General features: G+C 71.0%; 13 protein-coding genes. 5 read left to right on the top strand and 8 right to left on the bottom strand.

The genetic code is table 11. The annotated features are described in order from the left end of the window. Positions 1–41: 41 nt before the first annotated feature. From RIF65_RS00775 to pdhA, 3 genes are read right to left on the bottom strand one after another with little or no spacing between them, the layout of a single operon-like run. On the bottom strand, positions 42–1,559 hold the full coding sequence (locus RIF65_RS00775) for a dihydrolipoamide acetyltransferase family protein (RefSeq protein WP_309064720.1): 1,518 nt from the start codon (positions 1,557–1,559) through the stop codon (positions 42–44). Next, on the bottom strand, positions 1,556–2,587 hold the full coding sequence (locus RIF65_RS00770; RefSeq protein WP_309064721.1) for an alpha-ketoacid dehydrogenase subunit beta: 1,032 nt from the start codon (positions 2,585–2,587) through the stop codon (positions 1,556–1,558). The genes RIF65_RS00775 and RIF65_RS00770 overlap by 4 nt, the downstream gene beginning before the upstream one ends. Then, entirely contained in the window at positions 2,584–3,687 is a 1,104-nt protein-coding gene (pdhA, locus tag RIF65_RS00765) for a pyruvate dehydrogenase (acetyl-transferring) E1 component subunit alpha (protein WP_309064722.1), read from the bottom strand. The genes RIF65_RS00770 and pdhA overlap by 4 nt, the downstream gene beginning before the upstream one ends. Positions 3,688–3,840: 153 nt before the next feature. Here pdhA and RIF65_RS00760 point away from each other — a divergent pair, with 153 nt between their 5' ends. Continuing rightward, on the top strand, positions 3,841–4,278 hold the full coding sequence (locus RIF65_RS00760; protein ID WP_309064723.1) for an Lrp/AsnC family transcriptional regulator: 438 nt from the start codon (positions 3,841–3,843) through the stop codon (positions 4,276–4,278). A 6-nt stretch (positions 4,279–4,284) separates the two neighbouring features. On the opposite strand, the gene RIF65_RS00755 is transcribed toward RIF65_RS00760, so the two are convergent. From RIF65_RS00755 to RIF65_RS00745, 3 genes are read right to left on the bottom strand one after another with little or no spacing between them, the layout of a single operon-like run. Further along, positions 4,285–4,935: an HAD-IA family hydrolase gene (locus tag RIF65_RS00755; protein ID WP_309064724.1), complete on the bottom strand. Its 651-nt coding sequence runs from the start codon at positions 4,933–4,935 to the stop codon at positions 4,285–4,287. A 32-nt stretch (positions 4,936–4,967) separates the two neighbouring features. Then, the gene (locus RIF65_RS00750) at positions 4,968–5,318 is read right to left on the bottom strand and encodes a DUF202 domain-containing protein (RefSeq protein ID WP_309064725.1); all 351 of its coding nucleotides are present in this window, start codon (positions 5,316–5,318) and stop codon (positions 4,968–4,970) included. Then, positions 5,315–5,671, bottom strand: coding sequence for a YidH family protein (locus RIF65_RS00745; protein ID WP_309064726.1), 357 nt, complete (start codon positions 5,669–5,671; stop codon positions 5,315–5,317). The genes RIF65_RS00750 and RIF65_RS00745 overlap by 4 nt, the downstream gene beginning before the upstream one ends. Positions 5,672–5,800: 129 nt before the next feature. On the opposite strand from RIF65_RS00745, the gene RIF65_RS00740 reads away from it, so the two are divergent. Genes RIF65_RS00740 through RIF65_RS00730 form a run of 3 tightly spaced genes read left to right on the top strand, consistent with a single transcriptional unit; the run spans position 5,801 to position 9,186 of the window. Further along, entirely contained in the window at positions 5,801–7,273 is a 1,473-nt protein-coding gene (locus tag RIF65_RS00740; RefSeq protein ID WP_309064727.1) for a glyceraldehyde-3-phosphate dehydrogenase, read from the top strand. Between the two features lie 49 nt (positions 7,274–7,322). Continuing rightward, entirely contained in the window at positions 7,323–8,360 is a 1,038-nt protein-coding gene (locus tag RIF65_RS00735) for a winged helix DNA-binding domain-containing protein (protein ID WP_309064728.1), read from the top strand. A gap of 52 nt (positions 8,361–8,412) precedes the next feature. Then, positions 8,413–9,186 carry a thioesterase family protein gene (locus tag RIF65_RS00730; RefSeq protein ID WP_309064729.1) on the top strand — a complete coding sequence of 258 codons (774 nt, stop codon included), beginning with the start codon at positions 8,413–8,415 and terminating at the stop codon, positions 9,184–9,186. Between the two features lie 61 nt (positions 9,187–9,247). On the opposite strand, the gene RIF65_RS00725 is transcribed toward RIF65_RS00730, so the two are convergent. Next, positions 9,248–10,690, bottom strand: coding sequence for a helix-turn-helix domain-containing protein (locus RIF65_RS00725; RefSeq protein WP_309064730.1), 1,443 nt, complete (start codon positions 10,688–10,690; stop codon positions 9,248–9,250). Positions 10,691–10,795: 105 nt separating this feature from the next. Here RIF65_RS00725 and RIF65_RS00720 point away from each other — a divergent pair, with 105 nt between their 5' ends. Next, entirely contained in the window at positions 10,796–12,667 is a 1,872-nt protein-coding gene (locus RIF65_RS00720) for a phosphoenolpyruvate carboxykinase (GTP) (protein WP_375142103.1), read from the top strand. A 267-nt stretch (positions 12,668–12,934) separates the two neighbouring features. Here RIF65_RS00720 and RIF65_RS00715 read toward each other — a convergent pair whose 3' ends face one another. Further along, entirely contained in the window at positions 12,935–14,809 is a 1,875-nt protein-coding gene (locus tag RIF65_RS00715; RefSeq protein ID WP_309064731.1) for an ABC transporter ATP-binding protein, read from the bottom strand. Positions 14,810–14,872 lie beyond the last annotated feature (63 nt).

The raw sequence follows: 14,872 nt of genomic DNA, 5'->3' as shown, positions 1-14,872 counted from the left end.
GGGACGACCCCCCGGCCTCCTCTCATGTCGTGCACGGACGGTCAGATGCGACCGTACGCGCGCAGCGGATGCTCCATGAGCTCGATGATTCGGCGGAGGAAGCCGGCGGCGTAGCCGCCGTCACACACCCGGTGGTCGAACACGAGCGACAGTTGGGCGATGCGGCGCGGGACGATCTGGCCTTCCACCACCCAGGGGCGCTCGATCATCCGACCGATGCCGAGGATCGCGACATCCGGGTGGTTGATGATCGCGGCCGATCCGTCCACGCCGAGCCCGCCGTAGTTGTTCAGCGTGAAGGTCGATCCTCGCAGCCGCTCGGGCGGCAGGGTTCCGGTCCTGGCGGTCTCGGCGAGCCCGCGCAGGGCGGTGTCCAGCTCCTGCACGCTCAGCTCGTGTGCGCGCGGCAGCACCGGCACCAGCAGGCCACGCGGTGTGTCGGTCGCGACGCCCAGGTTCACCCCGTCGAACGAGATGATCTCCTCGCCGTCCTCGCTGAGCCGCGAGGCCAGCAGGGGGAAGTCGCCGAGAGCGATGAGTGCGAACCGGGCGACGAGCGCCGTGAGCGAGGGCGCCTTGACGTCGTCGGTCGCCATCTCGGCGCGCAGCTGCCACAGCCGGGTGGCGTCGACGTCGACCCACACGGTCGCCTCGGGGATCTCCGAGCGGCTGCGGGTCAGCTTCGCGGTCACGGCCTTGCGGAGCGGGGTCATGCGCTCGCGGGAGCGCACCTCGAGTCCGTCGAGGGTCCCGTCCTCGACGGGTCGCGCCGGGGCAGCGGATCCCGCCGCCACGCCGTCCACGGCGTTGTCGACCGCTGCGCGGAGAACGTCGCCGCGCGTGATCGCGCCGTCGGCGCCCGTCGGGGTGATCGCGTGCAGGTCGAGCCCGAGATCGCGGGCGAGGCGCCGCACGAGCGGCGAGCGCACCGCGACGGGCCGTCGCGGCTCTTGGGGCCCTGAACTTGTCGACGGAACCCCTTGGGTCCCTGAGCTCGTCGAAGGGCCCGACGGGGGCGTGGGGATCGAAGGGCCCGACCGAGCCCGCCGCCGTCGTCCCCTTGTCGCGCCCTCGGACGTGCCGTAGCCGATGAGCACGTTCCCCGAGCCGGCGCGCTCCTCCGTGCGGTAGGTCTCCTTTTCGGAAGCTGCGTGAGGTTGGGGCGTTTCGTCTCGCTCGGCTTCGCCGGGCTCGCTCAACGACCGGGGAGGGGAGCCGCGCTCGCTCAACGACCGGGGAGGGGAGCCGGGCTCGGCCGACGACCGGGGTGGGGAGCCGGGCTCGCTCAGCGACGAGGAAGGGGCGGCGACGGCATCCGCGACCTCCAGCACGGGAGAGCCGACGGCGATCGTGTCGCCGGGTTCGCCGTGCAGCGCGGTGACCACTCCGGCGAAGGGCGCGGGCAGCTCGACGACGCTCTTCGCGGTCTCCACCTCGGCGATCGGCTGGTCGGTGCGGATGGTGTCGCCGACCTGCACCAGCCACTGCACGAGGCCCGCCTCGGTCAGGCCCTCGCCGAGATCGGGCAGTCGGAACACCCGCGTCGTCGCGGTGCTCACGTTTCGTCCTCCCAGTGCAGCGAGTCGATCGCGTCGAGCACGCGGTCGGCATCGGGCAGGTACCAGTGCTCGAGCTTGGGCGGCGCGTACGGGGTGTCGAAGCCGGTCACCCGCCGCACCGGCGCCTCGAGGTACTCGAAGCACCGCTCCGACACCCGCGCCTGGATCTCGGAGGCCACGCTCGCGAACCCGGGTGCCTCCGCGACGACGACCGCGCGCCCCGTCGATCGCACCGCCGCGATCACGGTGGCGTCGTCGAACGGTGACAGCGTGCGGATGTCGACCACCTGCACGCTGCGCCCCTCGGATGCCGCGATCTCGGCTGCCTCCAGCGCGACCGGCACCATGGCCGCGTAGGCGAGCAGGGTGACGTCGGTCCCGTCGCGGACCACACGCGCCCGACCGATCGCCGCCGTCACCGACGTGTCCACTTCGCCCTTCGTCCAGTACAGCTTCTTGGGCTCCAGGAAGACGACGGGGTCGGGTGAGGCGATCGCCGCGCGCAGCAGCGAGTAGGCGTCCTGCGGGCTGGACGGGCTCACCACGGTGAGTCCCGGCGTGTGCGCGTAGTACGCCTCCGACGAGTCGCAGTGGTGCTCGACGCCGCCGATGCCCCCACCGAACGGAATGCGGATCACGAGCGGCATCCGCAGCGCCCCGCGAGTGCGGTTGCCGAGTTTCGCGACGTGACTGACGATCTGCTCGAACGCCGGCAGCGCGAACGCGTCGAACTGCATCTCCACCACGGGGCGCATGCCGTTCATGGCCATCCCGACGGCGGTGCCCACGATCCCGGACTCTGCGAGAGGGGTGTCGAAGCAGCGGTCCCCGAACCGAGCCGTCAGTCCATCGGTGACGCGGAACACTCCGCCGAGGGCGCCGACGTCCTCGCCGAAGACCACGACCTCGGGGTCCTCCCGCAGCGCGTCGGCGAGGGCCAGGTTGAGTGCCCCGGCCATCGTCAGGGTCTGGACGTACGGCCTGGAGATGGCCTGCTCCAGACCGATGTCGTCGTGTGCGAGCGTCATCGCGTCCCTCCCGTCTCCGCGGCACTCGCCCTACGGAGTTCGTCGTGCAGCATCCGCCACTGCTCCTCCAGCTGGGGGGAGCGTCCGGTCGTCACGAACCGGAACAGGTCCTCCGGGTCGTGCTCGGCATCCGTGTTCAGCGCGTCTCGCAGCGCGGCGGCCTGCCGCTCGGCATCCGCCCCGATCCGCTCCTCGGCGGCATCGTCGAGCAGACCGGCGCCGCGCAGGTGGGCGCGCAGCCGGAGCAGCGGGTCGCGCTGCTCCCACGCCCGCACGTCGTCGCGCGAGCGGTAGCGCGTGTCGTCGTCGGCGTTGGTGTGCGCCTGCATCCGATACGTGTGCGCCTCCACGAGCGAAGGGCCGCCGCCCGAGCGGGCGCGGTCCACGGCCTCGCCGAGCACGGCCAGCACGGCGGCGACGTCGTTGCCGTCGACGCGCTGCCCCGGCATCCCGTATCCGATCGCCTTGTGCGCGAGCGAGGGCGCCGCCGTCTGCCGCGACAACGGCACCGAGATCGCGAACTCGTTGTTCTGCACGAAGAACACCACCGGTACGTGGAACACGGCGGCGAAGTTGAGCGCCTCGTGGAAGTCGCCCTCGCTGGTAGCGCCGTCGCCGCACAGCGCCAGCACGACGGTGTCCTCGCCGCGGTGCCGGGCGGCGAACGCGAAGCCCACCGCGTGCAGCAGTTGCGTGGCCAGCGGGGTGGCCTGCGGCGCGACCCGGTGTGTGGCGGGGTCGTAGCCGGAGTGCCAGTCGCCTTTGAGCAGCACCAGCGCATCGGCCGGCGCGACGCCGCGACCGATGATGGCGACCGCGTCGCGGTACGTGGGGAACAGCCAGTCGCCGTCGCTCAGCGCGAGCGCCGCGCCGACCTGGCAGGCCTCCTGTCCGTGCGACGACGGGTACACCGCCAGCCGCCCCTGCCGCACCAGCGCGCTGGCCTGGTCGTTGAAGCGGCGCCCCTCGACGAGCCCGCGGTAGGCGCGCAGCAGCGTGCCGTTGTCGGGCAGCGCGTAGTGATCGTCATCGACGGTGGTGCCGGTCTCGTCGATGAGCCGCACCGGTGCGTCGCGCGGGAGCAGTTCTTCGTGCCGCATCGTGTCCGCCTTCCTCGCCGAACGTGATGATGACAGGATGCGCCCCCGGGACGCAGTCGTCCAAGAGTCGGCTGGCGAATGTGGACGTTTGCTCTCTGCTTGCGCTTGATGAGATCAGAGTGTCAGCATTTGCTGACGGATCGAAGGGGAGTCATGGCTGAGCTCGACGAGGTGGACGAGGCGATCCTGGCCGAGCTGCGCCGCGATGCGCGGTCGTCGATGACGGCCATCGCGGACGCCGTGCACATCTCACGGGCGGGCGCGCACGCCCGCATCAAGCGCCTCACCGAGACCGGGGTCATCACCGGCTACACCGTGCGCACCGACCCCGTGCTGCTCGGGCACCACGCGTCGGCGTACATCATGCTCGCGATCGAGCAGGCCACCTGGCAGGACGTGCAGGAGCGGTTGCGCGCCATCCCCGAGGTCGAGCACATGGCACTCGTCGGCGGCGACTTCGACGTGATCCTGCTGGTGCGCGCGCGGGACGCACGGGATCTGCGACGCATCGTACTGGAGGACATCCAGGCCATCCCGTCGGTGCGCTCGACGCGCACCACGCTGATCTTCGAGGACTTCTCGAGAAGCTGACCGCGGTCAGGGCAGGTCGATCACGACGCCGTCCTCGGCTGTCGTGATCCGGATGCCGGAGAGGTCCGCCACGGTGTGATCGGGGGAGTGCGCCACGGATCCTGTGCCGACGCCGATGACCCGCATCCCCGCGGCCTTGGCGGCCTGGATGCCGGCCTCGGAGTCCTCGAACACCACGCAGTCCGCCGGCGCGACACCGAGCTGCTGCGCCGCGAGCAGGAACCCCTCCGGGTCGGGCTTGGACGCCGACACGTTCTCGGCGGTGACGGTCAGATGCGGCAGCGACAGCCCGGCGGCCGACATCCGGGCGGTCATCAGCTCGACGTTCGCGGAGGTCACGATCGCGTGCGGCACGTCGGCGAGTGCCTCGAGCAGGGCCGCGGCGCCGGTGATCTCCACCACCCCGTGCACGTCGGAGCTCTCCCGCGCCAGCATCTGCTGGTTCTCGACCAGGTTGATGGCGTGGTCGCGCTCAGGCAGCAGAATCGCCATGCTCTGATGTCCCTGGCGCCCGTGCACCACCTCGAGGACCCGCGCCTCGTCGAGTCCGTGCGGCTTCGCCCACTCCAGCCAGAGCCGCTCCACGACGGCGGTCGAATCGACGAGGGTGCCGTCCATGTCCAGCAGGACGGCGCGGGCGCGGATGCTGTGGGCCATGCTCTCAGCCTACGGCCGGCCGGGCGCCGGTCTCACCGGGCGGCGGCGCCGACGACGACGCCGAGCGCGACGATGCCGAACCCGACGCACAGCGCGCTGAGCCCGAAGAGCGCGGCCCCACCCGGGGTGCCCGATGGGGGCAGGGCGCCGGTCATCGTGTCGAGGAACCGCACCCGTCGACGCCGACCGGCGATCCACAGTGCCAGGGCGGCCGCCACCCCGACCGCGCCGGGCGCGAACCCCCAGGCCGCGATCTCGGCGGGGAGCACGGCCGGGAAGATGCGCAGTGAGAGCAGCGAGCCGATGGCGATCGCGAGAGCGGTGCGCCGCCAGGCCAGCTCGGTGCGCTCGGGCTGGAGGCCTGCGTCCGCGGGGCCGTTCATCGCCACAGGATGCCGCCGGTCACCAGCAGGCCGATGACGAGCACCACCACCGCGAGGACCACCCCGGAGTAGGCGCCCGGCAGCGGCTGCGACTCGCGCAGCGCCCGCTCCGTGCGCATCCACTCCCAGAACGCCAGCGGCGCCACCGCGGTGCCGGCGACGATGAGCACGAGCGACGCAGCCGTCCGCAGTCCCGCGTGCAGATCGAGGCCGAGAACCTCCAGCGCCACACCGCCGGCGATCAGCGCGAGGCCCGTGCGCGTCCATGCGAGGAAGGTCCGCTCGTTGGCGAGCGAGAACCGCGGATCAGGCTCCTCGCCGCGCTCGTACACGGACCGGGGGAAACGTCGCATGCCCTCATCGTAGACGGGCGTGTCGCAACCACTCCCGACAGCGAATACCCTTAACGGGGCGGATCCGCCTCACCCACCTCATCGCGCTGGTACCCCCGACGGCGCCCGAACACCCATGCAAGGACGCACATGGACGACTTCGCGGCACACCGCGACGATTGGAACAGCAAGCAGGAGATCGCCGAGCGCATTATCCCGCTCGTCGGGGGACTCAACCGCGACCACGACGTGGTCACCTCTCTGCACGGACACCGACTGCTCGGGCTGTCGGCGACCGGCATCCTCGAGGTGCACGAGCGGGTGGCGCAGCTCGGGCACGGGCAGATCGCGCTCGACGACACCCTCGCGGTGCTCGAAGCGCTGCGAGAGATCGCACCCGGCGCCTCCTCCCTCGACGTGGCACGCCTGATCGACGGTCACAAGGAGAGCGGTCAGGCACTCACCGAGTACTTGCGCGAGACGCTGGCCCCGGCACTGGGCGCTGAGCCCGCCGAGCCGACCGACGTCGTGCTGTACGGGTTCGGCCGCATCGGTCGTCTGCTGGCCCGCATCCTCATCGCGCACACCGGCGGCGGCAGCGGACTGCGCCTGCGCGCCATCGTGGTGCGGCGCGGCTCGGACAACGACATCGTGAAGCGCGCGTCGCTGCTGCTGCGCGACTCCGTGCACGGTCGTTTCGAGGGCACCGTCACCGTCGACGAGGAGGCTTCGCAGATCATCGCGAACGGCACCCGCATCCAGGTGATCTACTCCGACGACCCGGCATCCGTCGACTACACGGCGTACGGCATCCGCGACGCGATCGTCGTCGACAACACCGGCCGCTGGCGGGACGAGGCGGGCCTGAGCCGCCACCTCGAGTCGAAGGGCGTCGCCCGGGTGCTGCTCACCGCGCCGGGCAAGGGCGAGCTGAAGAACATCGTGCACGGCATCAACCACGGCACCATCGAGGACGGCGACCGTATCCTCTCCGCCGCGTCGTGCACCACGAACGCCATCACCCCAGTGCTCAAGGCGGTCGACGAGGCGTACGGCATCGTCCGCGGGCACGTCGAGACGGTCCACTCGTTCACGAACGACCAGAACCTCATCGACAACTTCCACAAGGGTGACCGTCGCGGCCGCTCCGCCGTGCTGAACATGGTCATCACCGAGACCGGTGCCGCCAAGGCCGTCGCCCGTGCGCTGCCCGAGCTCGCCGGCAAGCTCACCGGGTCGGCGATCCGCGTGCCCACGCCTGATGTCTCGCTGGCCGTGCTGCACCTCACGCTGGAGAACCCGGCCACGAAGGACGAGCTGAACGACTACCTGCGTCGCGTGTCGCTGCACTCGAAGCTGCGCCAGCAGATCGACTACGTCGAGTCGCCCGAGGTGGTCTCCACCGACTTCGTCGGCTCGCACCGTGCCGGCATCGTCGACGGCCTGGCCACCATCGCGAACGACCGCGACGTCGTGCTGTATGTCTGGTACGACAACGAGTACGGCTACTCCTGCCAGGTGATCCGCGTGCTCGAGGTCATGGCCGGGTCGCACCCGGTCGTGCTGCCCGAGCGGCGCGAGGTGACGCTGCACGAGGAGCGCGAGGTCGCACTGCCGGTCTGAGCGGGTCGCGCCTGATGTGAACGTCGGAGGCGCCCGGCAGGATGGTGGCATGAAGAATGCCGCGCTCCTCGCCGGGCGCCTCCGTTCGCATCGCCTCACCGCGCCGGCGCGGACCGTGGCGGATGCCGCGACGCACATGCTCGCGGTGCAGAGCCAGGACTTCCTGGCCGGCCGCTGGGCGCTCGCGGCGCGCAGCGCGGGCTCGCCGACGATCGTGCAGCTGGACGCCGCGTTCGCGCGCGGGGATCTGGTCCGCGCCTGGACGATGCGCGGCACCCTGCACATCGTTCCCGCGCGCGACCTCGGCTGGATGCTGTCGGTCACCGCCGAGCGCCAACGGCGGCAGGCCGCCGCGCGGCACCGTCAGCTCGGCATCGACTCCGACCTGCTCTCCACCGCGGAGCGGGTGATCCGGCCGCGGCTGCGCGACGGCGGCCTCAGCCGGGCCGACGCGTTCGCGGCGTGGGCGGATGCCGGCATCGACCCGCGCGGTCAGCGCGGCGTGCACCTGCTGGCGGCGTTGACCTTCGACGGCGTGATCTGCCAGGGGCCGGTGATCGAGCGGGCGGGCGCGGTGAGCCGCGACCAGCTGTTCATGCTGACGGAGGAGTGGGTGCGCGACCCCGCCACGCCGTCGGATCCGCTCTCCGAGTTCTTCGTGCGCTACATCGACGGGCACGGCCCCGCCGGCGCGGCCGACTTCGCCTGGTGGTCGGGCCTCACCCTCGGCACCGCCCGCGAGGCCGTCGAGCGGGCCGCCGATCGCGTCATCCAGATCGAGGATGGTGTGTTCGCTGCGGTACGTGCGCCCCGGCGGTCGCGGCCGGAGCACACGGTGTTCGCGCTCGGCGCGTTCGAGGAGTACTACATCTCGTACGCCGACCGCACCGTCGTGTGCCCGCCGGAGCGATCGGACGCCGTCGGCCCCGGCAAGAACGGGATGGTCCGCCCGATCCTGGTCGCCGGCGGCAGGGTCGTCGGCACCTGGTCCGCGTCGGGCGGCGTGGACGCACTCGAGCCGGGTGTGGACGCGGATGCCGTGGCATCCGCTCTCGCTCGCTACGCGCGGTTCACGGGGAGCGACTAGCGGACTCGTCGAGGCCGCTAGTGGGGGCGCGCGGGTTGGCAGAATGATGCCCGTGCCCTACTTCCGACGCCTGTCCGCCGCCTCCTTCGAGCCCACCGCGCACGTCGGCGGTGCGTGGAACCCTGACGAGCAGCACATCGCGCCGGTGCTGGGGCTGCTCGCCCATCTGGTCGAGCAGGATCATGCCGCGCGGCGTGCGGACGCGCCGCTGGCGCTCGCAAGGGCGAGCTACGACATCCTCGGCGTCATCCCGATGTCCGCGTTCGACGTCGCGCTGCGGGTCGTGCGCCCCGGTCGCACGATCGAGCTGGTCGAGGCGACCGTCACCCATGCGGGACGGGCGGCGGTGACGATGCGGGCCTGGATGCTGCAGCGCTCCGACACCGGTGCCATCGCCGGCAGTCCGCTTCCCGAGATGCCCGCCATCGACGTCCTGCCGACGTGGTCGCCGGGCGACATCTGGGCCGGAGGAGCGGTGCGCTCCATCGACGTGCGGCGGGACTTCGTGGAGCCCGGACGCTCGCGCGTGTGGCTGCGCCCGCGCGTGCCGCTGCTGGACGACGAGCCCGTGTCAGCGCGGGCGCGACTGCTCGGTGCCGTGGACTTCGCCAACGGAATCGCCACCAGGATCGACCCGCGCCAGGCGCTGTACCCGAACGTCGACCTGACCGCGAGCATGTTCCGCGAGCCCGAGGGGGAGTGGCTCGCCCTCGACACGTCGGTGTCGTTCGGCCCGGATGGCGTGGGAGTCACCGAGTCCGTCCTCGGTGACCTGGCCGGGCCGCTCGGCACGTCGTCGCAGACGCTCACGATCCGGCCGCGCTGACGGCATCCGGTTCGGTCCCACAGCCCACCACGGCGGGCGCGCGATGTCGGCCGCCGCGGGCTCACTCCACCGCGTGGCGATCCAGGAACGCGTACACCTCGCTGTCGTCGACGCCCGGGAAGGCGCCGCGGGGCAGCGGGGAGAACATGTGTGTGTGCACCCGCGCGCTCGGCCACGCCTTGCCCTCCCAGCGGCGGCTCGCCTCGGCAGGAGCTCGGCGACAGCAGGACTCGTCGGGGCAGGTCGACTGGGCGCGATGCGTCGTCTCGCGCCCGCGCCACCATCGGGCGTCGTCGAACGGCACGCCCACGGTGATCGAGAAACCGCCGTCGCTGGACGAACCCGTCTGCGTCGAGCACCAGTAGGTGCCGGCCGGCGTGTCGGTGTACTGGTAGTGCTCGGTGGTGCGGTTGCGCTGGGTGAACGCCGCCCTGGCCGAGAACTTGCGGCACGCCGGCTGGCCCTCCACGGCACCGGTGATGTCCATCGGCAGCGGGAGGTCGTCGTTCTCGTACACCCGCGTGATGGCCCCGTTCTCGTCCACGCGCAGGAAGTGCAGGCGCATGTCGAGGTGGTGGGTCATGAGGTTGGTCAGCCGCATGGCGGCCGCCTCGTGGGTCACGCCGAACGCGTCGCGGAAGTCCTCCACCGCGAGGTTCTTGTCCTTCTTCGCCTGCTGCAGGAAGGCCGCTCCCGCCGTCTCGGGGATCAGGCAGCACGCGGCGAAGTAGTTGATCTCCAGGCGCTGCTGCAGGAAGTCCGCGTAGTCGGTGGGGCGGGTGTGACCGAGCAGACGGTGGGCCATCGCCTGCAGAGCCATGGACCGCAGCCCGTGACCGCCCGGGATGGATGCCGGGGGCAGGTAGATGCGTCCGTTCTCGAGGTCGGTGATGGAACGCGTCGAGTGCGGAAGGTCGTCGACGTAGAGCAGCTCGAAACCGAGGCGCTCGGCCATGATGCTCACCGTGCGGTGCGTGAGCGCGCCGGACACGTGCCCCGCCGCCTTCAGCTGCTTCTCGGCCAGCTTCTCGATGTCGGGCAGGTAATTGTCGTGCTCGCGCATCTTCAGGCGCAGCTCGGTGTTGGCGCGACGCGCCTCCTCCGGTGTCGCGATCGCCTCTCGCTCCCGGCGCTCCAGCTCCCGGTGCAGCCCGAGGATCGACTCGATGGTCTCGTCGCTCATGCCTTTCGTCACGCGGACCGGGGCGATGCCGAGCTGCCGGAAGACGGGACTCGCCTGGGCGCGGTCGAGTTCGATCTCGAGCGCCGCCCGGCGGTTCGGCGGCTCACCGGAGATGAGGTCGGCGACGTCGGTGCCTGTCGCCGTGGCGATGGCCTGCAGCAGCGACAGTTTCGGTTCACGTTTGCCGTTCTCGATCAGGCTCAGCTGGGAGCCGGCGATGCCCACCTGGGCGCCGAGCTCGTCGAGGGTCATCCCACGCGCGGTCCGGTGGTGCCGGATGCGGTGCCCCAGGGTGGTCAGTTCCAGTGCGCTGCTTGCCATTCCTTGATGGTAGCGAAAGATTCGGACTTCTTTAGCTCCGATTTGGCGATAAGGCGGGCAAAATCTCCGTCACCATGGATTCATACCCCCTCAGAAGGAGCAGACATGGCCATCGCCGAGACCTACGTCCCCCGCGTCCTGTCCGTCGCGCCCGCGCGCACCTTCGGAGCTGCCCCGACGTATGACACTCCGGCGATGGCCGAGCTGCGTGCCTGGGTCGACGAGATCGCGGCGCTGACCGAGCCGGCCCGCATCCACTGGGTGGACGGCTCGCGCGCCGAGAACGACGCGCTGCTGCGCGGTCTCGTGGACGAGGGCAAGCTGATCAAGCTCAACCCCGAGTGGCGGCCCGGTTCGTACCTGGCGCGCTCGCACCCGAGCGACGTCGCCCGCACCGAGGCGCGCACCTTCATCGCCTCCGAGAAGGAGGAGGACGCCGGTCCGACCAACAACTGGGCCGACCCGGCCGAGATCCGCACGACGCTGAACGGCCTGTTCAAGGGCTCGATGCGCGGACGCACGATGTACGTCGTGCCGTTCTCGATGGGGCCGGTGGGCGGCAAGCTTTCGCACATCGGCGTGCAGGTCACCGACAGCGCGTACGCCGTAGCGTCGATCGGCATCATGACCCGCGTCGGCGACGCCGTCACCCGGCAGATCGCCGAGGGCGCCCCGTGGGTCAAGACCGTGCACTCCGTCGGCGCGCCCCTCGAGCCGGGCCAGCAGGACGTGGAGTGGCCGTGCAACGACGAGAAGTACATCGTGCACTTCCCCGACACGCTCGAGGTGTACTCCTTCGGCTCCGGGTACGGCGGCAACGCCATCCTCGCCAAGAAGTGCTTCGCCCTGCGCATCGCCTCGGTGATCGCCCGTGACGAGGGCTGGCTCGCTGAGCACATGCTGCTCATCCGGGTCATCGACCCGAAGGGGCGCGCGTACCACGTCGCTGCGGCGTTCCCGTCGGCGTGCGGCAAGACGAACCTGGCCATGCTCCGCCCCACCATCCCTGGTTGGAAGGTCGAGACCCTCGGCGACGACATCGTCTGGATCCGTCCGGGCGAGGACGGCCGCATGTACGCGATGAACCCCGAGGCCGGCTTCTTCGGCGTGGCACCGGGCACCGGCGAGTCCACCAACGTCACCGCCGTCGAGACGCTGTGGGGCAACACGATCTTCACCAACGTCGCGCTCCGCCCGGACGGCGACGTGTGGTGGGAGGGCCTCACCGACACCCCGCCGGCGCAGCTCACCGACTGGCAGGGCAACCCGTGGACCCCCGAGTCCGGCCGGCCCGCCGCGCACCCGAACTCGCGGTTCACGGTCGCGGCCGCCCAGTGCCCGCAGATCGCGGAGGACTGGGAGTCGCCCGAGGGTGTGCCGCTGGACGTCATCCTCTTCGGTGGTCGTCGCGCCACGAACGTGCCCCTTGTGGTCGAGGCGACCGACTGGACACACGGTGTGTTCCTGGGATCGACGATCTCGTCCGAGCGCACCGCGGCTGCGGAAGGCAAGCTCGGCGAGCTGCGTCGTGACCCGTTCGCCATGCTGCCGTTCTGCGGCTACAACATGGGCGATTACTTCGCGCACTGGCTCAAGGTCGGCCGGACGCTGCGCTTCGACCGCGCTCCGCGGATCTTCCAGGTCAACTGGTTCCGTCGCGGCGAGGACGGGCGCTTCCTGTGGCCCGGTTTCGGTGACAACGCACGGGTGATCGACTGGATCATCCGCCGCATCTCGGGTGAGGTCGACGCCGTCGACAGCCCGATCGGTCGTCTGCCCCGAATCGAGGACCTGAACCTCGACGGTCTGGACATTCCGGAGGAGGACCTCGCCGAGCTGTTCTCCATCGACGTCGACGCCTGGCAGCGCGAGGCGGACTCGACCGAGGAGTTCTACGGCATCTTCGGCGACCGTCTTCCCGCCGCTCTGCGCAGCGAGCTGGAGGCGCTGCGGTACCGCCTGAGCACTGCGGGCTGACACTCGCACTTCAAGACCCGCGACGGCGGGATGTCAGGGACGAATCATGGCTGAGTGGTCCCGGCATCCCGCCGTCGCGTCTTTGTGCTGTCGCGGGGGGATGCCGTGTGCGGACACCCCGGGTTTCCGTCGACACCCCGGGGTGCGGGCGTCAGTGCCTCGGGGTGTCGACGCGTACCCGGGGTGTCGCCGCGCGGTGCGGCGGGTACCCGGGGTGTCGCCGCGCGACGCGCGAAGCGGGCTCAGCGGGCGCAGGGGTGCGCCCGTTCAGGCCAGCAGCTGGTGGCGCGCGAGGTCGCGGTACAGGGGCACGTTCTCGACGAGTTCGTCGTGCGTGCCCTGGCCGACCACCACGCCGTCCTCGAGCACCACGATGAGGTCGCTGTCCACGACCGTGGACAGTCGGTGCGCGATCACCAGCAGGGTGCGGTCCTCTGCCACGGCGTCGATCGCGGCGCGCATGCGCTGCTCGTTCACCCCGTCGAGGGATGACGTCGACTCGTCCAGCAGCAGGATCGGCGCCTCGGTCAACAGCGCGCGGGCGATGGCGAGCCGCTGACGCTCGCCGCCGGACAGCATCACACCGTCCTCTCCCACGGGAGTCTGCAGGCCGAGCGTGCCGCGCTCGAGCACGTCGCCCAGGTTCACGGCCCGCAGCACGCGCTCGCAGTCGGCATCCGTCGCATCTGGTGCCGCCAGCCGCAGGTTGTCGGCCAGGGTACCGGCGAGCGTGGGGGCGTCCTGCTCGACGTAACCGAAGTGCGCCCGCAGCCGGTCACGGAGATACGTCCGCAGTTCGTGCCCGGCGAGCCGGATCGACCCGCCCGTCGGGTCGTAGAACCGCTCGATCAGGCTCAGCACCGTGCTCTTGCCGGCGCCGCTCGGTCCGACCAGGGCCACCCTGGCTCCCCGGGGCACCGCGAACGTGACGCCGCGCAGCACCTCCCGCTGGGCCGACTGCTCCGGGGCGGCATCCGCCTCGACGTGCGCATCGGCGAGCAGCGTGCGGGCTTCGCGTGCGGCGGCGTCGCGCGCCGCGACGACGTTCTCCGGGTACTGGAACCGCACGTCTCGGAACTCCAGGGCCGGCGCACCCACGACCGGCGCCTCGACCGCGTCGCCGTCGGGCTCGTCAGTTGCCGTCTCCTCCGGAAGGTCGAGGATCTCCTGGATGCGCCCCAGCGCGCCCAGCGCCTGATTGACCGACGTGATGGCGCCGAACGTCGTCGCCAGCGGCATCACCAGCATGAACAGGAACATGATGAACGTCACCAGCGACGCGATCGAGATCGTGCCGGCCGCGACCCGGAACCCGCCCACACCCAGCACGACCAGCAGGGACAGCTGCAGTGCGATGCCCGCGACCGGCACCACCAGCGACGAGATCTTCGCGATCCGCACGCCCAGGCTGTACGCCTCGGCGGCGAGCCCGGTCACAGCCTGTGTCTCCCGCTCCGTCGCGCCGGACGCGCGGATCGTGCGGATCGAACTGACCGCCCGCTCCACACCGGAGGCGAGCTCGCCCACCTTCTCCTGCTGCGCGGCGGATGCCGTGCGGATGCGCCCGCTGAGCACGACGACGACCACGACGGAGCCGCCGATCACCACGACGATCAGCAGGAGTAGCAGCGGGTCGATCAACAGCATCGCGACCAGTGCACCGGCGAACAGGACCGCGCTGCCGACGGCATCCGCAAGACCCTGCGTCAGCACCGCGTAGAGCAGGGTGGTGTCGGTGCCGACCCGCGAGACGAGGTCGCCGGTGCGGCGTGCGTCGAACTCGGCGACCGGCAGGTGCAGGATGCGGGCGATCAGCCGGCGCCGGCTGGAGTGCACCACGGCGGTGCCCGTGCGCTGCAGCAGGTAGTGCTGGTAGCCGGAGATGACGGATGCCAGGATCACGAACGCGACCAGCAGCAGCACCAGCATCCCGAGCGTCTCGCCGCGCTGGACCCGCTCGATGACCTGCCCGACCAGCAACGGCTGCGCAAGCGACGCGAGCGCGCCGATCACGCTCAGGGCGGCGACGAGCGCGAGCACCTTCTTGTGCTCGAACAGGAAGGGGAGGAGCTGACGGAACGTGGCGCGCGGACCTTCCTGCGCACCGCGTCCGCGGCGGCGTGGGGGCGCCGTGCGCGACATGGGGACCTCGTTCTGCTGGGGACCCCTCCATCTTCCTCCGTGCCGGTTATGCGCCGCCTGTCC

Source organism: Microbacterium sp. (assembly GCF_031180975.1).
Lineage (GTDB): Bacteria > Actinomycetota > Actinomycetes > Actinomycetales > Microbacteriaceae > Microbacterium.
This window is presented reverse-complemented; position numbering and strand designations above follow the sequence as displayed.